We start from the raw sequence: 22,052 nt of genomic DNA, 5'->3' as shown, positions 1-22,052 counted from the left end.
GGCGGGGACGGTCCCGTGCCGTCCCGCCGCGCCCCGGCCGTCCGCCCTTCCTTCCCCACCCCTCCGGAGAACCCCGTATGACCCCCGACGCCCCCTGGCTGATCGCCGGACTGGGCAACCCCGGCCCGTGGTTCCGGCTCACCCGGCACAACGCGGGCTTCCTGGCCGTGGACCGGCTGGCCGAACGGCACGGCGCCCGGTTCCGCCGGCGCGGGATCGCCACCCTGGTGGCCGAGATCGCCGTCGACGGTCACCGGGTGCTGCTGGCCAAGCCGCTGTGGTCCATCAACCTGTCCGGACGCCCGGTGGCCGCACTGCTGCGCCGCCACGGCGTCCCGGTCGAGCGGCTGGTGGTGGTGCAGGACGACCTGGACTTCGCGTTCGGCTCCGCCCGGCTCAAGCGCGGCGGCGGCCCCGGCGGCCACAACGGGGTGCGCTCGGTGGGCGAGGTGCTCGGCACCCGGGACTTCGTCCGGCTGCGGTTCGGCATCGGACGACCGCCGAAGGGCCAGAGCGTCGGGGACTTCGTGCTGAAGAAGTTCTCGGAGCAGGAACTGGCCGCCATGCCCGACGAGTTGGACCGCTGCGCGGACGCCCTGGAGACACTGGTGCGGCGCGGCCTGAACCGCGCCCAGGACGCCCTCAACGCCCGCACGGACGCCTAGCCGGGGGCCGAGGAGGCCCGTGGAGCTCAGGCCCGGACGGGCCGGGTGAGCAGGGCGGCGGCCGCCGCCACGGCGGCGAGGACGAACAGCACCGTCCGCCCACCGGACTCGGCGCCCGCCAGGTGGACGCCGAGGACGGACAGCGCCATGCCGAGCGCCGTGCCGAGGCTGCGCGCCATGTTCACCATGCCGCCGCCGACCGCCGAGCACTGCGTCGGTATCGCCCGCATCACCAGCGCGTTGTTGGCGGGCAGCAGCAGTCCCAGCCCGTACCCGGCGGTCAACAGCGGGGCCGCCGCCACGTCCGAGGCCGGCAGCAGGGCGAACAGCAGCAGTCCGCCGGCCGCGAGCAGCGCACCGAAGCGGCACCTGGTCACGTCCGACCAGCCCCGGGGCAGCAACCCGGCGCCGACCGTCGCGGCGAACGCGAACGCGGCGGGCAGCAGGGTGACCACCAGGCCCGCGTGGGCCGTCGACGCGCCTGCGCCGGTGAGCAGCACCGGGCCCAGCACCAGCGGGCAGAAGAGCAGCAGGTAGCCGATCAGCGCCACCACCAAGCCGGAGCGCACGCCCGGTGTGTTGACCAGTCCGGGTGCCAGGATCGGCCGGGCCGCCCTCCGTTCCTGGCGCACCAGCGCCAGGGTCAGGGCGGCGGAGGCGAGCAGCAGGACGGCCACCGCCCAGCCGGGCAGGGGCAGCCCGGAGGCGGTGGACAGGGCGAGCAGCAGGGTGGTGGTCGCCCCGGTGAGCAGCAGCATGCCGGGCAGGTCGAAGCGGGCGTCCTCGCGGGACCCGGTCCGGTGGGGGCCCAGTACCGCGACCGGAGCGCCCGCCGTCCGGGTGCGGGGCAGCAGGTACCAGCCGGCCAGGATGCCGAACACCGCGATCGGCACGTTGACCCAGAACACCCAGCGCCACGAGGCGTGTTCGACCAGCAGCCCGCCGAGGCTGGGCCCGAGCGCCAGGCCGAGGCCCTGGGCGGAGGCCTGGATGCCGAGCGCGCGCCGCATCGCGTGCTCCGGGACGCCGCGTGCGACCAGGGCGACGCTGTTGGCCTGCATCATCGCGGCGCCGACCGCCTGGACGGCGCGGCAGCCGACCAGGGCCCAGAGGCTGCCGGCGAATCCGGCGCCGAGCGAGGAGAGGCCGAAGACCGCGAAGCCGCCGATGTACATCGTCTTGCGGCCGACCAGGTCGGACAGCCAGCCGATCGGGGCCAGCAGGGCGACCAGGACCAGCAGGTAGGCGAGGGCGACCCACTCGACGGCGGCGAAGCCCTCGTCGAAGTGGCGGCCGAGGGCGGGGAAGACCAGGGCGATGACGCTGGCGTCGAGCTGGCCGAGGAAGGCTCCGAGGCAGACCGTGCCGACGGCCAGCCAGTGGGCGTGGCGCCAGCCGGCTACGCCGCGCGGCCGGGGCCGCTCGGTGAGCAGCCGCGAGGCGAGGGCGGTGGCGTTCATGCCCCCGAATATATCGGATACAGACATGTTCCTTCTACGAGCTGATCGCTCTGCGACAGGATGCGTCCCACGGTACGGACGGTGCCGGACGGACACCTGCCGCGAGGCCCGCAACAGAGCCGCAACACAGCGCGGCCCCGGGCCCCGAACCGGCCGCCGAACCGCCCCGTACCAGGCGATACGCTGTCCGCCATGCCGTCGTCACCACACGTTCCCGACCCCGCCACCGCAAGCCCCGACCCGGCGGTCGAGCACGCCCGGCGGCTGACCGACACCGTCACCCGACTGCGCCGCGCGCTGCGCAGCAGCATCCGCACCGACTACCCGTGGGAGTCCCTGCCGATGGCGCAGGTCGAACTCCTCCAGACGCTGGCCGCCGCACCGCTGCGAGTCGGCGAGCTGGCCGCGCGACAGCGGCTCGCGCCCAACACCGTCAGCGGGCTGGTCGGAAAGCTGCTCGACGCCGGCTTCGTGGACCGCCAGGCCGACCCCGGCGACCGCCGCACCGCCCGGATCGCCCTCACCCCGGCCGGCCGGCGGCAGCTGGACGACTGGCAGCACGCCCACGAGCGCCGGATCGCCACCGCGCTCGCCACCCTCGACCCGGCCGACCGCGCGGCGGTCGTCGACGCCCTGCCGGCACTGGAACAGCTCGCCCGCGCCCTCGCCCAGCCGGGGCCCGAGCAGGGGACCGACCAGGGGCCTGCGCAGGCGTCCACAGCCGGCTGAAAACCACTGGTCGCCGGGGCCCGCCCGGCATTACCGTCCCCGGCATGACCACCGCAGAGGTACGGATCGAGCCCTGGACGGACGACGACCTCGCGCTGCTGCGCCAGGTCAACACGCCGGAGATGAAGAAGCACGTCGGCGGGCCGGAGAGCGAGGAGCAGCTGCTCGTACGGCACCGACGCTATCTGGACTTCGTCCCGTCCGGGCTCGGCTGCATGTACCGGATCGTGCTGCTGCCCGAGGGCGCGGCGGTCGGGACGGTCGGCTACGGCACCCGGACCTGGGAGGGGCGGACCGTCCACGAGATGGGGTGGAACGTGCTGCCCGGATTCCAGGGCCGGGGCATCGCCGTCGCCGCCACCCGTGCGGCGGTCGCGGCCGCCCGCCGCGAGGCCGCGCACCCCCACCTGCACGCCTTCCCCTCGGTGGACAACCCCGCCTCCAACGCGGTCTGTGCGAAGGCGGGGTTCGCGCTGCTCGGCGAGACGGACTTCGAGTTCCCGCCCGGGCGGTTCATGCGCAGCAACAACTGGCGGGTGGACCTGCGGAGTCGAACGTCCGGCGCTTGACCGCCCAGGGGGTGACCGGCCGGGCGTCGGGCACTCCGAAGGTGGGCGTCCGGGGGCCGGGTGGGCACGGGGTGAGCGGCCGCGGGGCCCCGGCGATCAGAACAGGGTGCCGCTCTCCAGGTCCAGCAGCCAGCGCTTGCGGTCCACGCCGGCGGCGAAGCCGGTGAGCGCGCCGCCCGCGCCGAGCACCCGGTGGCAGGGGCGGACGATCAGCAGCGGGTTGGCGCCGACCGCGCCGCCGACCGCCCGGACCATGCGCGGCTCCTGCCCGGCCAGCTCGGCGAGTCGGCCGTAGGTGACGGTCGTGCCGTACGGGATCTCGTCCAGCGCGGCCCAGATCCTGCGGCGGAACTCGGTGCCCTCGGGCGCGAGCGGCAGATCGAAGCCGGTGCGCTTGCCGGCGAAGTAGGCGGTCAGCTGGGCCACCGGCTCGGCGAGCGCCTCCGGGTCCGGCACCCACTCGTCGGCGGGCTCGGCCAGTGCGTACTTCTGGCCGGGCGCGGTGACGGTGGCCAGCGCGGCCGGTCCGCCGCCCTCGGGCAGCACCCCGCTGAGCAGCAGCCGGCCGAAGGGGCTCTCCATGGTGGTGTAGACGGTGGTGCTCATGCTCGTTCGTTCTCCGTTCCGGTGCTGCTGGTGTTGCTGGTGCTTCCGGTGCTGCCGCTGCTGATGCCGGTGTCGATGCCGGTTCCGGTGCTCGCGGGGCCGGCCCACAGCCGGTGGACGGCGTACGAGCGCCACGGGGCCCAGGCCTCGGCGGCGCGGGCGGCGGACTTCGGGTCGCCTGCGGCGCCCAGACGGAGCAGGCCGTGCTTGACGCCCACGTCACTCGGAAGGAAGACATCGGGGTCGGCCAGGGCCCGCATCCGCAGATAGCCGACCGTCCAGGGGCCGATGCCGGGCAGGTCCAGCAGGGCGGCCGCGGACTCCTCCCGGTCGGCTCCGCTGTCGAGCCGGACCACGCCCTCGGCGAGCGCGGCGCACAGGCCGGTGAGCGCGCGGCGGCGGGCGGCGGGCATCGCGAAGTCCTCCGGATCGGCGGTGGCCAGGGCCGCCGCGGTCGGGAAGAGCAGGCGCAGGCCCCCACTGGGCTCGGGCAGCGCGGTGCCGTACTTCTCGGCGAGCCGTCCCGCCAGGGTACGGGCGGCGGCGACGCTGATCTGCTGGCCGAGGACGGCGCGGACGGCCAGCTCGTGCGGGTCCACGTGGCCGGGCGAGCGCAGGCCGGGGCGCTCGCGGACCAGCGGGCCGAGCAGCGGGTCGGCGCCGAGCTGCTCGTCGACCGCGAGCGGGTCGGCGTCCAGGTCGAAGAGGATGCGCAGGCGCTGGACGGCGGTCGGCAGGTCGCGGAGGTCGGCGAGCAGGAGACGGCAGTCGAGCCAGCCGCGGGTGGGCGGCTCGCCCGGCGCCAGGCCGTCGACCTCGGCGATGCCGTGACCGTACGGGAGCGCGAGGGTTCGACGGTACACGCGCACACCGGGGCGCGCACCGGAGACGACCTCCTCCACGCCGGGGACGGCACGCAGGGCGAGGAAGTCGATCAGGTGCTCGCTGTCGAGCGCGCCGCGGTAGGCGAGGCGCAGGGTGAGGCCGCCGGCCGGGGTCGCGGTGCGGCGGCCGGCGGAGACTTCGGAGCGCAGGCCGCTGGGGGTGCGGTCGTAGACCTCGCGCACGGTGTCGTTGAACTGGCGGACGGAGGCGAAGCCGGCCGCGAACGCGATGTCGGTGACGGGCAGTTCGGTGGTCTGGAGGAGCAGCCGGGCGGTCTGCGCGCGGCGGGCGCGGGCCAGCGCGATCGGGCCGGCGCCCAGCTCGGCGGTCAACTGGCGCTGTAGTTGGCGGGCGCTGTAGCCGAGGCGGCCGGCCAGCCCGGCGACGCCCTCGCGGTCCACCACACCGTCGCCGATCAGGCGCATCGCCCGGCCGACCAGGTCGGCACGGTGGTTCCACTCGGGCGAGCCCGGAACGGAGTCGGGGCGGCAGCGGCGGCAGGCGCGGAAGCCGGCCCCCTGGGCGGCCGCGGCGCTGGGGTAGAAGACGCAGTTGACGCGCTTGGGAGTCACGGCGGGGCAGCTCGGACGGCAGTAGATGCCGGTGGAGGTGACCGCCGTGAAGAAGACCCCGTCGAAGCGGGAGTCGCGGCTGTCCACGGCTCGGTACCGGATGTCGTCGTCGATCACGCTGTCCAGTTTGGGGCACTGGGCGGGGGGTGACTGGCGGGAATCGGACATCGCCGTTGATCGCTGCTTCGGGGGCCCTCCCCCTCCCCCGCCGCCCACCCACCACCTCACCTCATGGCCCATCGGCCCTTGGCCCACCGGGCCACCGGGCCGCGAGCCCATCGAGCCCACCGGACCACGCGTCTGTCGAGCCTCTGAGCCCCCGGAGCCCGACCCGCGCCCGCGCCCGCGCCCGCGAGCACCCCATAGGCACCCACCGGGCCCCGGGCCGGAAATTCGCGACCCCACCGGCCGCCCCGCCGCTACCCTCGCCGCATGAGTGATCAGCCGTCCTGCACCGGCCCGGACGACCCGTGTGTCCTCGCCCTGCCCCCGGTCGAGTTCGCGTTCCCCGGCCCCCTGCGGGACCAGCTGGTCGCCGCGATCCTCGACGGCGCCAAGACCAGCACCACCGCCCTGGTCGCCTGCTACGAGCACGAGGGCGAGCCCCTGCCGCTGGCCGGTGAGCGCTCCGCGGTGCTCGACTCGCACGGCCGCAGGGTCGCCGTGATCGAGACCACGGACGTCCGGGTGGTCCCGCTCGCGGAGGTCGACCTCCAGCACGCCCTGGACGAGGGTGAGGGGTGCACCGGCGTGGCCGAGTGGCGTACGGCGCACGAGCGGTTCTGGAGCAGCCCGGAGATGCTCGACGCCCTCGATGACCCGGGTTTCACCGTGGACGACAGCACTCCGGTGGTCCTGCAACGCTTCCGCCTGGTGGCCGACCTCCGCTGAGCCGGGCGGGCCCGGCGGAGGCCGGTCGGCGGCCGTTGCACGGCAGCCGGTGCCTGGGCTCAGCGCTTCACCGGACCTCCCGCGGCTCGCATCGACTTGCTGATCGTCTTCCACTTCTTCAGCCGCGCCTTGGCCACCCGGGCGTCCGAACGCGAGGCGATCCACTCGCTCTCGCGCTGGAGCTTGAGGTAGCTGTCCATCCGGCGCTGCGGCAGGGTGCCGTCGGCCAGGGCCTCCTGCACCGCGCAGCCGGGCTCGGTGTGGTGGCTGCAGTCGTGGAAGCGGCACTCCTCGGCCAGCTCGGCTATGTCGGCGAAGGCCAGGTCCACGCCCTCGCCACCGTAGAGGCCGACCTCGCGCAGCCCGGGGGTGTCGATCAGCACGCCCCCGCCGGGCAGCGGGATCAGCTCGCGGGTGGTCGTGGTGTGGCGGCCCTTCTGGTCGACCGCGCGGGCCTCCTGGACGGCCATCGCCTCGGAGCCGGCCAGCGCGTTGGTGAGCGTGGACTTGCCGACGCCGGACTGGCCGATCACCGCGGTGGTGCCGGGGGTGCAGGCGCGGAGCACGTCCATGCCCTCGCCGGTCTCGGCGCTCACCACCAGCACCGTGACCCCGGGAGCGACAGCCTCGACGTCGGCCCGGATGAAGTCGGCGTCGTCGACCAGGTCGGCCTTGGTGAGGACGACCAGCGGGTCGGCGCCGGACTCCCAGGCCAGGGCGAGGAAGCGCTCGATCCGCCCGAGGTCGGGATCGGTCGCGAGGGAGGAGGCGATCAGCACGGTGTCGACGTTGGCGGCCAGCACCTGGCCGTCGGAACGCTTGCCGGCCACCTTGCGGATGATCGCGGTGGAGCGCGGCAGCAGCGCGGCCACGGAGGCCATCGGCTGGGCGTACAGGTCGACCGCCGCCCAGTCCCCCGTGCACGGGCAGTTGATCATGTCGGCGTCGCCCACCGGCCGGGTGTCGAACCGGACGGTGCGCGGCTCGCCCGTCTCCGGGTCGGCGATCACGGCGTCGCACTGGCCGCGGTCGACCCGGACGATCCGGGCCGGGAGCAGCCCGGCCTCGCCGAGCGGGGTGAACAGCTCCGCGAGCTCGGCCGTCCAGCCGTAGCCGGTCAGCGCGGAGGCCTCAGCGGAGAACGAAGAGGAGGAAGAGGAGAACAACGGAACGGAGGCAGCGTTGAACAACGCAGTGGCCCTTCGGGAGGAGATTGTCCCGGCGGGCTACGGCTGGCGCGAAGGGCTCAGCCGGCGGCCGGGAAAAGGAGGTGAACGCGAGTGCTGCCCTGGGCAGCTATTGGGGCGACAACGACCACGGGGGTTCACCTCCTGCTCTCTACTCCTCGGGCGGCCCCATGGCCCCCGAACCGGACGTGTCACACGCTAGCGGACCGGAGAATCCTGGCCAACCTGTTTTTGACCTGCGGAAATGCGGCGCAGAGGTCGCCAGGAAGGCTTTGACGGAGCACAATTGGCCCGCCGTAAACGGTCACTCGGCCACCCGGCCACGGCGCGCCCCAGCTTGACGTTCGACGTCCGGCTGACCCCCGAACCGGTGCTTGAGGTTCGGGTCGTCCAGCCACCACGGCCGCATCCCGGTCTCCTCTTCCTCCGGCCGCCCCGCCGCCCGGGCCTGCGCGGCCGCCGCCGCGAAGCGGGCGTCCAGCTCGGCGTCCACCGCCTCGGTCTCCTCCCGCCCCTGCACCACCATCCGCCGCACCAGCGCGGCCAGGAACGGCAGCCCGACCAGGTCCCCCAGCACCCAGAAGGCGTTGCCGCCCCAGGTCTGGTCCTGCGCCAGGCTCGGCCCCCACGGCCGGCCGAGCGCCAGGTAGTAGTGCTCGGCGACCAGGTGCCCACCGTAGATCAGCACGATCCCGAGCCCCGCGTCGAAGATCACCTCGGCGAAGGTGATGAACAGCCCGACCAGGTGCGGGTACTCGTGCCCGACCGGGTCGAGCTGCAACCGGGGCCAGAAGTAGGCGAGGCCCAGCAGCACCAGGGCCAGGTGCAGCACCACGTTCCCGAGCCCGCTGGACACCGACCACTCGTACCAGGGCGTGAAGTAGAGCAGCCACGGCGGTGCCATCAGCAGCGCGGTGGAGACCGCCGGGAACATCAGCACCTTGGACGGACGGCTGCGCAGCGCCCGCAGGACACGCTCCCGCCGGGCCGCCGGCGCCGCCTCGACCAGCAGCGAGACCGGCGCGCCGAGCGCGAGCAGCAGCGGCACGACCATCAGCAGCAGCACGACCTGCACGGCCCGGTCGGTGAAGAGGATCCGCTCGTACACGCCGAGGCCGGAGCAGGTGCACCAGATCCACAGCAGCAGCCCGCCGAGGAACGCGGCGGTCCGGGTGGGCTGCCAGCGCCCTCCGCCGGACCCGCTCCCCGGCCGCCTCCCACCGGACCCGACCCCCGGCTGCCCGCCACCGCCCCCGGCCCGCTCCCGGGCCGCCCGGTTGACGCCGCGCACCGCCGCCAGGTACCAGGCGCCGAGCAGCACCGACAGCACGAGCACCAGCGGTTCGGCCGTCCAGGAGGTCGCCAGGTCGGACCACTGCCACGGCGGCGGCCCGCTGTAGGCGAGCACCGAGGCGGGGCCGCCCACCACGCCGTCCACCGCTGCGTCCATCCGCCCGCTCACCTCGCTCGTTCCGGCGGTCCCCACCGGTCGGGAGCCCCGCCGCCGGGACGCCCCGGCGCCCGGCCATGATGTCCCTGCGCGACGGCCCCGCCGCGCCCGGGGCCCACCTCTATACCCGGCCCTGAACAAAGCTTTACCGGGCCCCAACAAAGCTTTGCCCAGGCAAAGTTCTGCCCTCCTCCCCCTCCCTCTCGCAACCGCGGCGAAGACACAAACGTCTGGCAGGATGCACCGTCGGCGACACCCGCCACGTGGTCGACAAGGGGATGACAAGAGGTGCGAACCACTGCACGCGGCGACGGCCGGCGGCTCGCGGCGCGCCACCGCAACATCGAACTGGGCCTGCTGGCCCTGGCGGTGGCCGTCTGCCTGGCCGGACACGTCGACGCCGGCCTGGCACTCACCGGCAGGATGCCGCCCGGGCTGCTGGTGCACGGTCTGTCGCTGGGCGCGCTGGCCGGGGCGGCCCACCTGGCGGTGCGCCGGTTCGCCCCGTACGCCGATCCGCTGATCCTGCCGCTGGGCGCCTTCCTGACCGGCTTCGGGCTGGTGCTGCTGGACCGGCTGGACTTCAGCTACAAGGCCGCGCACACCGCCAAGGGCGACTACCAGAAGATCCCGGCCGCGCCCTCCCAGCTGATGTGGGTGTTCATCTCGGTGGCGGTGGCGCTCGCGCTGATCGTCCTCGTCAAGCACCACCGTTTCTTCCAGCGCTACGTCTACCTGCTGATGGCGGGTGCGCTGATCCTGCTGGCCGCGCCGGTGCTCTCCCCGGGCGACAGCTTCGGCGCCAAGCGCTGGATCCGGCTGTTCGGGCTCTCCTTCGAGCCGGACGAGTTCGTGAAGGTCGCGATCACGATCTTCTTCGCGGGGTACCTGATGGCCTCCCGGGACGCCCTGGCGCTGGCCGGGCGGAAGGTCTGGGGGCTGACCCTGCCGCGCGGGCGGCACGCCGGCCCGGTGCTGGCGATCTGGGTGGTCAGCCTGCTGGTGCTGATCTTCGAACGCGACCTGGGCACCTCGCTCATCTTCTTCGGCGTCTTCATCGTGATGCTGTACGTGGCGACCGAGCGCACCAGCTGGGTGGTGCTCGGCCTGCTGATGGCGGTCGGCGGCGCGGCGGTGGTCGGCACCGTGGAGCCCCACGTGCACGGCCGGGTCGAGGCCTGGCTGCACCCGCTCGACTACTACAAGCCGGTGCACGACAAGGCGATCTCCGAGCAGCCCGCCGAGGCCCTGTTCAGCCTGGGCACCGGACACCTGACCGGGACCGGCCTGGGCTCGGGACGGCCCTGGCTGATCGGCTTCGCCGGGCGCAGCGACTTCATCTTCACCACCATCGGCGAGGAGCTGGGCCTGGCCGGGGTGACCGCGATCCTGCTGGTCTACGTGCTGCTGATCCAGCGCGGCCTGCGCACCGCGATCGGCCTGACCGACCCGTTCGGCAAGCTGCTGGCCACCGGTCTGTCGGCGGCGCTGGCGCTCCAGGTGTTCGTCGTGGTCGGCGGGGTGAGCGGGCTGGTCCCGCTGACCGGCAAGGCGCTGCCGTTCCTGGCCGCCGGCGGTTCGTCGCTGCTGGCGAACTGGCTCATGGTGGCACTGCTGATCAAGCTGAGCGACTCCTCCGGGCGCACCGCCCTGGACCCGGTCCAGCCCTCCCCCGAGCCGCTCCCGGCCCAGGCCGGCCCGGTCGAACGGCCGGGGCAGGCCGATCCGTCCACGGCCGGCCCGTACGCCCCGTACGGGCCGTACGACCCGTCAGCCCCGAACCCGTCAGCCCCGAACCTAGCGGACCCGAACCTGGCGGACCCGAACCCACCGAACCCGGCCCCCGTCGCCCCCGTCGCCCCCGGCGCGGCCGCCCCCTCCGCCCCGACCCAACTGCGCCCCGCGTACGGCCACCCGCCGGACCCGGCCGCCACCTGACCTGCCACCACCGACGCAACAGGGCCTCCCCCGCACCCGCGGGAGGGGCCCTGTCCGTTTCCTGCCGTCCGCCCCGCTACCGCTGTTCCCACGGCGGCCGGGGCGGCCGGGGCGGGTACCCCGGCACCTGCTGCCCGGGCGGGCCCGGCGGCGGCCCGGGCACCGGCCCCGCCACAGGTCCCGACTGCGGTCCCGGCCCGGCCCCCGGCGGCGGCCCGGCCGGCCGGTCGCTGTCCGGCGGCGGCGGGGCGGGCCGGTGGTGCGGCCCGCCGCGGGTGGTGAGCCGGCCGCGCACGTTGTCGGCGGCCAGCACGTCGGCCCACCGCTCCGGGTACTCGGAGGGGACGTCGGCGTCCTCGCCCTCGTCCTCTCCCCACTCCTCCTCGACGCCCTCGGCGAGCCCGAGTTCGCGGGCGCGCCGGGCCCGTTCGACGGCCCGCCGGGCGGCGACCTCGCGGACCACGGCCGCGGCCGCCTCCTCGTGGGCGCGCTCGTTCTCCGCGCGCGCGTCGGCGGTCTCCAGCGTTGGCCAGCGGCGGTCTATCGCGGCGTTCATCGCGGCGCCGATGAGCACCGCGAGCGCCACCACGAAGATCCACAGCAGGACGGCCACCGGCGCCGCCAGCGAGCCGTACACCGAGGGGCCCTCGACCGAGCTGACCAGGTAGACCCGCAGGCCGACGCTGCAGAAGACCAGCACCACCAGGGCGACCAGGGCGCCGGGGATGTCCTCGCGCCACGGGGTCGAGACGGGGACGGCCAGGTGGTAGAGGGTGGTCAGCGAGACGGTCAGCAGCACGATCGCGACCGGCCAGTAGAGGGCGCCGACCAGCCCGGACACCGCCGGCACCGCGTTCTCCAGCAGCCCCGGCCCGACCATCAGCAGCGGCAGCACCAGCGAGCCGATCACCAGCGCGCCGAAGTAGAGGCTGAGCGACATCAGCCGGGTCTTGACGATGCCCCGCTTGCCGTCGAGCCCGTACATGACGGTGATGGTGTCGATGAAGATGTAGAGCGCCCGGGAGCCTGACCACAGGGACAGCAGGAAGCCGATCGAGACGAGGTCGGGCCGGGTACGGTCGAACACCCCGTCCAGCAGCGGGACCACGACCTCGTTGACGGAGGAGTCCGACAGCACCGTCCCGGAGGCCGAGAGGATGCTCTTCTTGAGCCCGGCGATGGTGCCCGCACCGACGAACTCGTCGAGGTAGCCGAGGGTGCCGGCCAGGCCGAGCAGCAGCGGTGGGATCGACAGCAGGGTGAAGAAGGCCGCCTCCGCGGCGAGCCCGGTGACCCGGTACTCGACGCAGGTGTTGGTGGTGTCCTTCACCAGCTCCCACGCCGTGTGGCGCCAGGTGGCCTGTTTGGCCGCGCGCCGGGAGCCCTTGCCCCGGCGCCGGGAGGGCCGCTCGGCGTTCGGTCTGCTCGTATCGCCTGCTGCTTGCACAGGGCCAACCGTATCGGGCCGGGGCCCGCGCGGTTGATCTCCCCCGGGTACGGGCGCGTGGCCGGACGCCCGGGCGGGGAGCGGCGGGAACATCCAGATGTCCCACATGACGAAACATCAGCGTCCAGTATCCGGATGTTAGTGGACCGCGAGTCCCGCGCCGTGCGAATCTCTTGCCATGCCCAGCGCCGGAACCACCCTGGTAGGTCGACTCCACGTCGATCTCCTTCGCGTGTCCAGCGCCATCTGTCCGGTGACCTGAGCCCGCACCTCCGCCGCACCACCGCACCCGGCGCCGCCCTTCCCGCCGTCCCCGCCGAAGCGGATGCGCAGGCGCCCGCCCGGCCCTGGTCACTGCCCTCAAGGCCTTGAGAAATCCGCAGGTCAGAGCAGCACCGTACGGCCGAGCACGCCCCGCGACCCATTCGGCGCCAGCGCCACCTGCCCAGAAGGACTTCAGCATGGCCACCTCTCCCGAGACCGTCGAGCCCACGGCCGACCGCGCCGCCGAGCGCCGCCCCGCGGCGGCCCGCAAGGTGACCCGCCACCGCGGCGAGGGGCAGTGGGGCATGGGCCACTACACCCCCCTGAACGCCAACGAGCAGTTCAAGAAGGACGACGACGGTCTCAATGTGCGGACACGTATTGAGACGATCTACGCGCACCGGGGCTTCGACTCGATCGACCCGGCCGACCTGCGCGGCCGGATGCGCTGGTGGGGGCTCTACACCCAGCGCAAGGAGGGCATCGACGGCGGCAAGACCGCGATCCTGGACCCGCACGAGCTGGACGCCGAGTTCTTCATGCTCCGCGTGCGCATCGACGGCGGCCGGCTGACCGTCCCCCAGCTGCGGGCGATCGCCGAGGTCTCCGAGCAGTACGCCCGCGGCACCGCCGACCTGACCGACCGCCAGAACATCCAGTACCACTGGATCCGGATCGAGGACGTCCCCGCGATCTGGCGGAAGCTGGAGGCCGTCGGCCTGTCCACCACCGAGGCCTGCGGCGACACCCCGCGCGTCATCCTCGGCTCCCCGGTGGCCGGCATCGCCGAGGACGAGATCATCGACGGCACCCCCGCCATCGAGGAGATCCAGCGCCGCTTCATCGGCAACCCGGACTTCTCCAACCTGCCGCGCAAGTTCAAGAGCGCGGTCTCCGGCTCCCCGCTGCTGGACGTCGCACACGAGATCAACGACGTCTCCTTCGTCGGCGTGGTCCACCCCGAGCACGGCCCCGGCTTCGACCTGTGGGTCGGCGGCGGCCTGTCCACCAACCCCAAGCTGGGCGTGCGGCTGGGCGCGTGGGTCCCGCTGGACCAGGTGCCGGACGTCTTCGGCGGCGTCATCGGCATCTTCCGCGACTACGGCTACCGGCGCCTGCGCAACCGCGCCCGGCTGAAGTTCCTGGTCGCCGACTGGGGCGTGGAGAAGTTCCGCCGGGTGCTGGAGGAGGAGTACCTCACGTACCGGCTGGTCGACGGTCCCGCCCCGGCCGAACCCGCCGCCCGCTGGCGCGACCACGTCGGCGTCCACCGCCAGAAGGACGGCCGGTTCTACATCGGCTTCGCGCCGCGCGTCGGCCGGGTCGACGGCAAGCTGCTCGGCCGCATCGCCGACCTCGCCGCCGCCCACGGCAGCGACCGGGTGCGCACCACCGCCGAGCAGAAGATGCTCATCCTCGACGTCGCCGAGGAGCACGTCGACTCCGTGGTGGCCGGCCTGGAGGAGCTCGACCTGCGGGTCACCCCGTCGCCGTTCCGCCGCGGCACCATGGCCTGCACCGGCATCGAGTACTGCAAGCTCGCCATCGTCGAGACCAAGGAGCGCGGCCGCACGCTCATCGACGAGCTGGAGCAGCGCCTGCCGGACTTCGCCGAGCCGCTGACCATCAACATCAACGGCTGCCCGAACGCCTGCGCCCGCATCCAGGTCGCCGACATCGGCCTCAAGGGCCAGCTGGTCACCGACGAGCACGGCAACCAGGTCGAGGGCTACCAGGTGCACCTCGGCGGCGCGCTCGGCCTGGAGGCCGGCTTCGGCCGCAAGGTCCGCGGCCTCAAGGTCACCAGCGCGGGCCTGCCCGACTACGTCGAGCGCGTGCTGACCCGCTACCAGGCCGACCGCACCGAGGGCGAGCGCTTCGCCCAGTGGGCGGCCCGGGCGACCGAGGAGCAGCTCTCGTGAGTGGGCGTGGCGAGCGCCGAGCGCGGCGAGGTGGGCGATGAGTGAGCGTGCCGCCCCTTTCTTCTGCCCGTACTGCGGGGACGAGGACCTGCGCCCCTCGGAGGCCGGGCACGGCGCCTGGGAGTGCCACGGATGCCGCCGCGCCTTCGGGTTGAAGTTCCTCGGCCTACTGTCACCGACCGACCACGGGGGTACGTCACATGAGCAGCACCGCGACTGACTACGAGGCGACAGCCGTCCGGGCCGGCCGCGAGCTGGAGGAGGCGACCCCGCAGGAGGTCCTGAAGTGGGCCGCCGACACCTTCGGGAAGCGGTTCTGCGTCACCTCCTCGATGGAGGACGCGGTCGTCGCCCACCTCGCCTCCTCGGTGCTCCCCGGCGTGGACGTGGTGTTCCTGGACACCGGCTACCACTTCGCCGAGACCATCGGGACGCGGGACGCGGTGGCCGCGACCATGCCGGTCAACGTCATCACGCTCACCCCGCTGAAGACCGTGGCCGAGCAGGACGCCGAGCACGGGCCCGACCTGCACGACCGCGACCCGGACCTGTGCTGCTCGCTGCGCAAGGTCGAGCCGCTCAACCGCGGCCTGGCCGCCTACGACGCCTGGGCGACCGGGCTGCGCCGCGACGAGTCGCCGACCCGGGCGAACACCCCGGTGGTGTCCTGGGACCCGAAGCGCCGGAAGGTCAGGATCGCCCCGATCGCCCGGTGGACCCAGGAGGACGTGGACGCCTACGTCGCCGCCAACGGGGTGCTGCTCAACCCGCTGCTGTGGGAGGGCTACACCTCGATCGGCTGCTCCCCGCTGTCCTGCACCCGCAAGCCCGCCGAGGGCGAGGACGCCCGGGCCGGCCGCTGGTCCGGCTCCGGCAAGACCGAGTGCGGCATCCATCTCTGACCGTCCGTCGACGACCGTCGACTACTGCGTAAGGAAGACACCGTGACAGCTCACACCCCGGCCGCCGACGGAGCCGCAGAGGCGGCCCGCGCGGCCGCCCCCTGCGAGCGCGGCGCCACCGTGTGGCTGACCGGGCTCCCCAGCGCGGGCAAGACCACCCTCGCCTTCGCCCTCGCCGAACGGCTGCGCGCCGAGGGCCACAAGGTCGAGGTCCTCGACGGCGACGAGATCCGCGAGTTCCTCTCCAAGGGTCTCGGCTTCTCCCGCGAGGACCGCCACACCAACGTCACACGGATCGGCTTCGTCGCCGAGAAGCTCGCCGCCAACGGCGTGAAGGTGCTGGCCCCGGTGATCGCCCCGTTCGCCGACTCCCGCGCCGCCGTGCGCGAGCGCCACGGCGCCAACGGCACCGTGTTCCTGGAGGTGCACGTCGCGACCCCGGTCGAGCTGTGCGCGGAGCGCGACGTCAAGGGCCTGTACGCGAAGCAGGCCGCCGGCGAGATCTCCGGGCTGACCGGCGTCGACGACCCGTACGAGGTACCGGAGAACCCGGAGCTGCGCCTCCGGACGCAGGGCCGCGAGGTGGCCGAATCCGCCGCCGAACTGCACGCCTTCCTGAGCGATAGGGGCCTGGCATGACCACCGCGACCGACAGTCCCGTCCGCACCGACGACAACCCCTTCGCGCTGTCCCACCTGGACGCGCTGGAGGCCGAGTCGGTGCACATCTTCCGCGAGGTCGCGGGGGAGTTCGAGCGCCCGGTGATCCTCTTCTCCGGCGGCAAGGACTCCATCGTCATGCTGCACCTGGCCCTCAAGGCCTTCCACCCCGCGGCCATCCCCTTCTCCCTGCTGCACGTCGACACCGGGCACAACTTCCCCGAGGTCATCGCCTACCGCGACCGCGTGGTGGCGCAGCACAACCTGCGCCTGCACGTCGCCCACGTCCAGGACTTCATCGACCGCGGCGTGCTGCGCGAGCGCCCGGACGGCACCCGCAACCCGCTGCAGACCGTGCCGCTGCTGGACGCCATCGAGTCGAACCGTTTCGACGCGGTCTTCGGCGGCGGCCGCCGCGACGAGGAGAAGGCCCGCGCCAAGGAGCGCGTCTTCTCCCTGCGCGACGAGTTCGGCGCCTGGGACCCCCGCCGCCAGCGCCCCGAGCTGTGGTCCCTCTACAACGGCCGGCACGCGGTCGGCGAGCACGTGCGCGTCTTCCCGCTGTCCAACTGGACCGAACTCGACGTGTGGCAGTACATCGAGCGCGAGAACATCGAGCTGCCGGAGATCTACTACGCCCACGAGCGGGACGTCTTCGCCCGCGGCGGCATGTGGCTGACCGCCGGCGAGTGGGGCGGCCCGAAGGACCACGAACCGGTCGAGCGCCGGCTGATCCGCTACCGCACGGTGGGCGACATGTCCTGCACCGGCGCGGTCGACTCCGACGCCACCACCATCCAGGCCGTCATCGCCGAGATCGCCGCCAGCCGCCTCACCGAACGCGGCGCCACCCGCGCCGACGACAAGCTCTCCGAGGCCGCGATGGAAGACCGCAAGCGCGAGGGATACTTCTAATGACCACTGCAACCGCCACCTCGCTGCTGCGCTTCGCCACCGCCGGCTCCGTCGACGACGGCAAGTCCACGCTCGTCGGCCGCCTCCTGCACGACTCCAAGTCCGTCCTCGCCGACCAGTTGGAGGCCGTCGAGCGCGTCTCCCTGGGCCGCGGCCAGGAGGCGCCCGACCTCGCACTGCTCACCGACGGCCTGCGTGCCGAACGCGAGCAGGGCATCACCATCGACGTCGCCTACCGCTACTTCGCCACCCCCCGCAGGCGGTTCATCCTCGCCGACACCCCCGGCCACGTTCAGTACACCCGCAACATGGTCACCGGCGCCTCCACCGCCGAACTCGCCGTGGTGCTGGTCGACGCCCGCAACGGCGTGGTCGAGCAGACCCGCCGGCACGCCGCCGTCGCCGCGCTGCTGCGGGTGCCGCACGTCGTGCTGGCCGTCAACAAGATGGACCTGGTCGAGTACACGGAGCCGGTCTTCGCCGCCATCGCCGCCGAGTTCACCGCCTACGCGGCCTCACTGGGCGTCAAGGACGTCCTCGCCGTCCCGATCTCCGCACTGGCCGGGGACAACGTGGTCGAGCCGTCCGCCCACATGGACTGGTACGGCGGCCCGACCCTGCTGGAGCACCTGGAGACGGTGCCGGTCGGCAGCGACCCCAGCGCCGAGCCGGCCCGCTTCCCGGTCCAGTACGTGATCCGCCCCCAGACCGAGGAACACCCCGACTACCGCGGCTACGCCGGCCAGCTGGCCTCCGGCGTCCTGCGCGTCGGCGACGCCGTCACCGTCCTGCCCTCCGGGCACACCACCACGGTGGCCGGGATCGACGCGCTCGGCCGCGAGAGCGACATCGCCTGGGCCCCGCAGTCGGTGACCGTCCGCCTCGCCGACGACATCGACATCTCCCGCGGCGACCTCATCGCCGCCGGCCCCGCCCCCGTCCCCACCAAGGACATCGAGGCCACCGTCAGCCACCTCAACGAACGGCCCCTGCGCGCCGGCGACAAGGTCCTCCTCAAGCACACCACCCGCACCGTGCGCGCGCTGGTCAAGGAGATCTCCTACCGGATCGACATCGACACGCTCGAACAGCGTTCCGGCGCCGAGGGGCTGAACGTCAACGACATCGGCCACGTCGTCCTGCGCACCGCCGAACCGCTGGCGCTCGACAGCTACACCGACAACCGCCGCACCGGATCGTTCCTGCTGATCGACCCGGCCGACGGCACCACCCTCACCGCCGGGATGGCGGGCGAGGCCTTCGAAACCGTACGCACCACCGACGCACCCGACGAGGAGGACTGGGTCTGATGCCCCACGAGGCGTTCTCGGGCATGGACAAGGAAGGCGGCCGCATCGGCAGCGGCGTCCTCGGCAGCGGCCAGGGCGGCCTGACCCGATGTGCGGGCCGGCAGCGCTGAGTTGCGATCCCCGGCCGACCCGACGGGCGGCCGCCATGTCCCCGAGACCGACTCCTGACGGTCCGTCAACGAACTGGACTTCACCATGGCATCTCTCCCGGTACTTCCGCACGGCTCGTCCGCGCATAGGCCCGTCCGCCCCGACGCCGGACGGATCAGACGCTCCGCCGCTGCCGCCGCGGCCGGTCTGACCGCGGTGGCGCTGCTCTCCGCCTGCGGGTACGGCTCCAAGTCCGACGACAAGTCCTCCGACGCCAAGCCCAACGCCGCGGCCGCCGCCGGGGATTCCGGCGCGAAGCTGTCCGCGGACACGGTGAAGATCGGCTACTTCGCCAACCTGACCCACGGCACCCCGCTGGTCGGCCTCCAGGAAGGCATATTCCAGAAGGAGCTCGGCTCCACCCAGGTCAGGACCCAGGTCTTCAACGCGGGCCCCGCCGAGATCGAGGCGCTGAACGCCGGATCGATCGACATCGGCTGGATCGGCCCCTCCCCCGCGATCAACGGCTACACCAAGTCCGACGGCAAGTCCCTGAAGATCATCGGCGGTTCGGCCTCCGGCGGCGTCAAGCTGGTCGTCAACCCGGACAAGATCGCCTCCCTGGACGACCTCAGGGGCAAGAAGATCGCCACCCCGCAGCTCGGCAACACCCAGGACGTCGCCCTGCTCAACTACCTCGCGGGCAAGGGCTACAAGGTCGACGCGGCCTCCGGCGCCGGTGACGTCTCGGTGGTCCGCACCGACAACAAGGTCACCCCCGACGCCTACAAGTCCGGCTCCGTCGACGGCGCCTGGGTGCCCGAGCCCACCGCCTCCAAGCTGGTCACGCTCGGCGCGAAGGTCCTGCTCAACGAGAAGGACGTCTGGCCCGACAAGAAGTTCGTCATCACCAACATCATCGTCTCGCAGAAGTTCCTCAAGGAGCACCCGGACGTGGTGGAGGCCGTGCTGCGCGGCTCGGTGAAGACCAACGCCTTCATCAAGGCCGACCCCGACAAGGCCAAGGCCGACGCCAACGAGGCGATCAGGAAGGAGGCCGGCAACTCCCTGGAGCCCGCCGTCCTCGACCCGGCCTGGGCCGACATCGACTTCCTGGACGACCCGCTGGCGGACACCCTCCAGGCCGAGGCCGACCACGCCGTCACCGCCGGGCTCCTCAAGCTGCCTCGATCCAGTGCCGCCGGCGCGGGGGCCAACCTGAACGGCATCTACGACCTCACCCTGCTGAACAAGGTCCTCGCCGCCCAGGGCCGGCCCGCCGTCGCGGACGCCGGACTCGGCGCCAAGTAGCGCCCGCAGCACCGCTGTTCGGCCCGACTCCGCGGTCCGGCCCCCGCCCGCCCGGTCGATCCCCGATCGATGCCCACCGAGGCGGGCGGGGCCCGGGCCACGGCCCTGACCTCTCCCTCCTCGCCCACCAGCGGGCGAGGAGGGGCCCATGACCACTCACGCAGGAGGTGCCCGGATGACCCCGGCACTGACCACCTCGGCGGACGCCCCCGGCGCCGACGCCCGCGGCGGCGCGCCCGCCGTCCGGATCTCGCACGTGCACAAGTCCTTCGGTCGCCCCGGCGCCCGGACCCACGTCCTGGACGACATCACCCTCGATGTCGCCCCCGGCGAGTTCGTCACCCTGCTCGGTGCCTCGGGCTGCGGCAAGTCCACCCTGCTCAACCTGGTCGCCGGCCTCGACGAGCCCACCGCCGGCGGCATCGAGGTGCCCGGCGGCCGCCCCGCGCTGATGTTCCAGGAGCACGCCCTGTTCCCCTGGCTCACCGCCGGGAAGAACATCGAGCTCGCCCTCAAGCTGGCCGGCGTCCCGCGCCCCGAACGCCGCACCGAGGCCGAGCGCCTCCTCGAACTCGTCCGCCTGAACGGCGCGTACGGCAAGCGGGTGCACGAGCTGTCCGGCGGCATGCGCCAGCGCGTGGCGATGGCCCGCGCCCTCGCCCAGGGCAGCCAGGTGCTGCTGATGGACGAGCCGTTCGCCGCCCTCGACGCCATCACCCGGGACGTCCTGCACGACGAGATCACCCGGATCTGGGCCGAGCGGCAGCTGACCGTCCTCTTCGTCACCCACAACGTCCGCGAGGCCGTCCGCCTCGCCCAGCGGGTCGTCCTGCTCTCCTCCCGCCCCGGCCGGGTCGCCCGTGAGTGGCGGATCGACCTGCCGCAGCCGCGCCGCATCGAATCCTCCGGCGTCGCCGACCTGTCCATCGAGATCACCGAAGAACTGCGTGGGGAGATCCGTCGCCATGGCCAGCACTGACACCACCCCCGTCCTGGACAAGAACGTGGACAAGAACGACGCACAGGGCACGAGCGACACCGCCGACGTGGGTGCGGGCCTGGACGCCCTGGACACCGTCGCCGCGCAGCGCGGATCGCTCGGCGAGGCACTGCGCAGCAAGGCACTGCCGCCGCTGATCGGCGTGCTCGTGGTGCTCGCGCTCTGGCAGGGCGCCTACAGCCTGCACGTCACCTCCTCGTACAAGCTGCCCAGCCCAGCGGACGTGTGGCGCTCCGCCGAGGACCTCTGGTACCAGGGCACGCTGTTCTCGATCATCTGGACCAGCGTCTGGCGCGGACTGTCCGGCTTCCTGCTCGCCGTGGTGATCGGCACCCCGATCGGGCTGGTGGTCGCCCGGATCAGGCCGGTGCGCACCGCGATCGGGCCGGTCCTGCAGGGCCTGCAGTCCCTGCCCTCGGTCGCCTGGGTGCCCGCCGCCGTCATCTGGCTCGGCATCAACGACTCGATGATGTACGCCGTCATCCTGCTCGGCGCCGTCCCCTCCATCGCCAACGGGCTGGTCGCCGGCATCGACCAGGTCCCGCCGCTGTTCCTGCGGGCCGGACGCACCATCGGCGCCACCGGCCTCACCGGCGCCCGCCACGTCCTCATCCCCGCCGCCCTGCCCGGCTACCTCGCCGGCCTCAAGCAGGGCTGGGCCTTCTCCTGGCGCTCCCTGATGGCCGCCGAACTCGTCGCCTCCTCCCCCGACCTGGGCCGCGGCCTCGGCCGCTTCCTGGAGGACCAGCGCGAGTTCTCCGACATGTCCGGCGTGCTGCTCGGCATCGTCCTCATCCTCTTCGTCGGCATCGCCATCGAGCTGCTGGTGTTCACCCCGGTCGAGCGCCGGGTGCTGCGCAACCGCGGTCTGCTGGCCGCGGGCAAGTGAGGCACCGCTGATGCCCGCCCTCCTCCTGATCGCCCACGGCAGCCGCGACCCGCGCCACGCCGCGACGGTGGCCGCGCTCGTGGAGGAGGTGCGGGCACAGCGGCCGGGCATCGAGGTCGCCACCGCCTACCTGGACCACTGCGCGCCGCGGATCCCGCAGATGGTCGGACGGACGGCGGACGCGGTGGCCGTGCCGCTGCTGCTCAACCGGGCGTTCCACGCCAAGCACGACATCCCGGCCGCGCTGCGCGCCGCCGGGTCCCGGCTGCCGGTCGCGGACGTGCTCGGGCCCTCTCCCCTGCTGCTCGCCGCCCTGGACCGCCGCCTCGCCGAGGCCGGCCTCGCGGTCGGCTCGCCCGCCGTCCGGGCCCGTACCGGCGTCGTGCTGGCG

The 22,052-nt window shown here is 73.2% G+C and carries 22 protein-coding genes; 16 read left to right on the top strand and 6 right to left on the bottom strand.

All coding sequences use genetic code 11. From position 1 onward, the window contains the following. The first annotated feature begins 77 nt into the window (after positions 1-77). Positions 78-665, top strand: coding sequence for an aminoacyl-tRNA hydrolase (gene pth / locus ACFU7Y_RS16830; RefSeq protein WP_380768495.1), 588 nt, complete (start codon positions 78-80; stop codon positions 663-665). Between the two features lie 26 nt (positions 666-691). Here pth and ACFU7Y_RS16825 read toward each other — a convergent pair whose 3' ends face one another. Beyond that, positions 692-2,125 carry an MFS transporter gene (locus tag ACFU7Y_RS16825; RefSeq protein ID WP_224282011.1) on the bottom strand — a complete coding sequence of 478 codons (1,434 nt, stop codon included), beginning with the start codon at positions 2,123-2,125 and terminating at the stop codon, positions 692-694. A 192-nt stretch (positions 2,126-2,317) separates the two neighbouring features. On the opposite strand from ACFU7Y_RS16825, the gene ACFU7Y_RS16820 reads away from it, so the two are divergent. Together ACFU7Y_RS16820 and ACFU7Y_RS16815 are read left to right on the top strand one after the other, a co-directional pair. Next, complete coding sequence (locus ACFU7Y_RS16820; protein ID WP_380768492.1) at positions 2,318-2,854, top strand: MarR family winged helix-turn-helix transcriptional regulator; 537 nt, start codon at positions 2,318-2,320, stop codon at positions 2,852-2,854. Positions 2,855-2,898: 44 nt separating this feature from the next. Beyond that, positions 2,899-3,423, top strand: a complete 525-nt coding sequence (locus ACFU7Y_RS16815) for a GNAT family N-acetyltransferase (protein WP_224282010.1) — start codon at positions 2,899-2,901, stop codon at positions 3,421-3,423. Positions 3,424-3,519: 96 nt separating this feature from the next. Here ACFU7Y_RS16815 and ACFU7Y_RS16810 read toward each other — a convergent pair whose 3' ends face one another. Next, on the bottom strand, positions 3,520-4,029 hold the full coding sequence (locus ACFU7Y_RS16810; RefSeq protein ID WP_224282009.1) for a methylated-DNA--[protein]-cysteine S-methyltransferase: 510 nt from the start codon (positions 4,027-4,029) through the stop codon (positions 3,520-3,522). Continuing rightward, positions 4,026-5,654: a DNA-3-methyladenine glycosylase 2 family protein gene (locus ACFU7Y_RS16805; protein WP_380768489.1), complete on the bottom strand. Its 1,629-nt coding sequence runs from the start codon at positions 5,652-5,654 to the stop codon at positions 4,026-4,028. Before ACFU7Y_RS16805 ends, ACFU7Y_RS16810 begins: the two co-directional genes overlap by 4 nt. 264 nt (positions 5,655-5,918) lie before the next feature. Here ACFU7Y_RS16805 and ACFU7Y_RS16800 point away from each other — a divergent pair, with 264 nt between their 5' ends. Next, positions 5,919-6,377, top strand: coding sequence for an ASCH domain-containing protein (locus tag ACFU7Y_RS16800; protein ID WP_224282007.1), 459 nt, complete (start codon positions 5,919-5,921; stop codon positions 6,375-6,377). Positions 6,378-6,436: 59 nt separating this feature from the next. On the opposite strand, the gene rsgA is transcribed toward ACFU7Y_RS16800, so the two are convergent. Both rsgA and ACFU7Y_RS16790 read right to left on the bottom strand, forming a co-directional pair. Continuing rightward, a complete protein-coding gene (gene rsgA, locus ACFU7Y_RS16795) occupies positions 6,437-7,567 on the bottom strand; it encodes a ribosome small subunit-dependent GTPase A (RefSeq protein ID WP_380768487.1) in 1,131 nt (376 codons plus the stop codon). A 301-nt stretch (positions 7,568-7,868) separates the two neighbouring features. Further along, complete coding sequence (locus ACFU7Y_RS16790; protein ID WP_380768485.1) at positions 7,869-9,014, bottom strand: cytochrome c oxidase assembly protein; 1,146 nt, start codon at positions 9,012-9,014, stop codon at positions 7,869-7,871. A gap of 288 nt (positions 9,015-9,302) precedes the next feature. Here ACFU7Y_RS16790 and ACFU7Y_RS16785 point away from each other — a divergent pair, with 288 nt between their 5' ends. Next, positions 9,303-10,952: an FtsW/RodA/SpoVE family cell cycle protein gene (locus ACFU7Y_RS16785; RefSeq protein WP_380768483.1), complete on the top strand. Its 1,650-nt coding sequence runs from the start codon at positions 9,303-9,305 to the stop codon at positions 10,950-10,952. A 76-nt stretch (positions 10,953-11,028) separates the two neighbouring features. Here ACFU7Y_RS16785 and ACFU7Y_RS16780 read toward each other — a convergent pair whose 3' ends face one another. Continuing rightward, positions 11,029-12,399: a YihY/virulence factor BrkB family protein gene (locus ACFU7Y_RS16780; RefSeq protein WP_380768481.1), complete on the bottom strand. Its 1,371-nt coding sequence runs from the start codon at positions 12,397-12,399 to the stop codon at positions 11,029-11,031. A 178-nt stretch (positions 12,400-12,577) separates the two neighbouring features. Between ACFU7Y_RS16780 and ACFU7Y_RS16775 the strand changes: the two genes are divergently transcribed. The 11 genes from ACFU7Y_RS16775 to ACFU7Y_RS16725 all read left to right on the top strand — a co-directional run. Then, positions 12,578-12,661, top strand: a complete 84-nt coding sequence (locus tag ACFU7Y_RS16775) for a putative leader peptide (protein ID WP_310593185.1) — start codon at positions 12,578-12,580, stop codon at positions 12,659-12,661. 199 nt (positions 12,662-12,860) lie between these two features. Beyond that, entirely contained in the window at positions 12,861-14,585 is a 1,725-nt protein-coding gene (locus ACFU7Y_RS16770) for a nitrite/sulfite reductase (protein WP_380768479.1), read from the top strand. 37 nt (positions 14,586-14,622) lie between these two features. Further along, on the top strand, positions 14,623-14,805 hold the full coding sequence (locus tag ACFU7Y_RS16765; protein ID WP_224282370.1) for a hypothetical protein: 183 nt from the start codon (positions 14,623-14,625) through the stop codon (positions 14,803-14,805). Next, positions 14,786-15,487 (top strand): phosphoadenylyl-sulfate reductase, encoded by a 702-nt coding sequence (locus ACFU7Y_RS16760; RefSeq protein ID WP_380768477.1) that lies wholly within the window; start codon positions 14,786-14,788, stop codon positions 15,485-15,487. The genes ACFU7Y_RS16765 and ACFU7Y_RS16760 overlap by 20 nt, the downstream gene beginning before the upstream one ends. A gap of 42 nt (positions 15,488-15,529) precedes the next feature. Further along, positions 15,530-16,126 carry an adenylyl-sulfate kinase gene (cysC, locus tag ACFU7Y_RS16755; RefSeq protein WP_224282372.1) on the top strand — a complete coding sequence of 199 codons (597 nt, stop codon included), beginning with the start codon at positions 15,530-15,532 and terminating at the stop codon, positions 16,124-16,126. Continuing rightward, positions 16,123-17,061 carry a sulfate adenylyltransferase subunit CysD gene (cysD, locus tag ACFU7Y_RS16750; protein ID WP_224282373.1) on the top strand — a complete coding sequence of 313 codons (939 nt, stop codon included), beginning with the start codon at positions 16,123-16,125 and terminating at the stop codon, positions 17,059-17,061. Before cysC ends, cysD begins: the two co-directional genes overlap by 4 nt. Further along, the gene (locus ACFU7Y_RS16745; protein ID WP_380768474.1) at positions 17,061-18,371 is read left to right on the top strand and encodes a sulfate adenylyltransferase subunit 1; all 1,311 of its coding nucleotides are present in this window, start codon (positions 17,061-17,063) and stop codon (positions 18,369-18,371) included. Before cysD ends, ACFU7Y_RS16745 begins: the two co-directional genes overlap by 1 nt. 195 nt (positions 18,372-18,566) lie before the next feature. Beyond that, positions 18,567-19,772 (top strand): aliphatic sulfonate ABC transporter substrate-binding protein, encoded by a 1,206-nt coding sequence (locus tag ACFU7Y_RS16740; RefSeq protein WP_380768472.1) that lies wholly within the window; start codon positions 18,567-18,569, stop codon positions 19,770-19,772. Positions 19,773-19,947: 175 nt separating this feature from the next. Then, the gene (locus tag ACFU7Y_RS16735) at positions 19,948-20,751 is read left to right on the top strand and encodes an ABC transporter ATP-binding protein (protein WP_224282378.1); all 804 of its coding nucleotides are present in this window, start codon (positions 19,948-19,950) and stop codon (positions 20,749-20,751) included. After that, the gene (locus tag ACFU7Y_RS16730) at positions 20,738-21,661 is read left to right on the top strand and encodes an ABC transporter permease (RefSeq protein ID WP_224282376.1); all 924 of its coding nucleotides are present in this window, start codon (positions 20,738-20,740) and stop codon (positions 21,659-21,661) included. The genes ACFU7Y_RS16735 and ACFU7Y_RS16730 overlap by 14 nt, the downstream gene beginning before the upstream one ends. 10 nt (positions 21,662-21,671) lie before the next feature. Beyond that, positions 21,672-22,052 (top strand): sirohydrochlorin chelatase (locus ACFU7Y_RS16725; RefSeq protein WP_380768470.1); only part of this gene is annotated, 381 nt, incomplete at its 3' end.

The sequence above is a fragment of the Kitasatospora sp. NPDC057542 genome, from assembly GCF_042801945.1.
Lineage (GTDB): Bacteria > Actinomycetota > Actinomycetes > Streptomycetales > Streptomycetaceae > Kitasatospora.
Note: the sequence above shows the minus strand (reverse complement) of the source record. Positions and strands in the feature narration are given on the sequence as shown.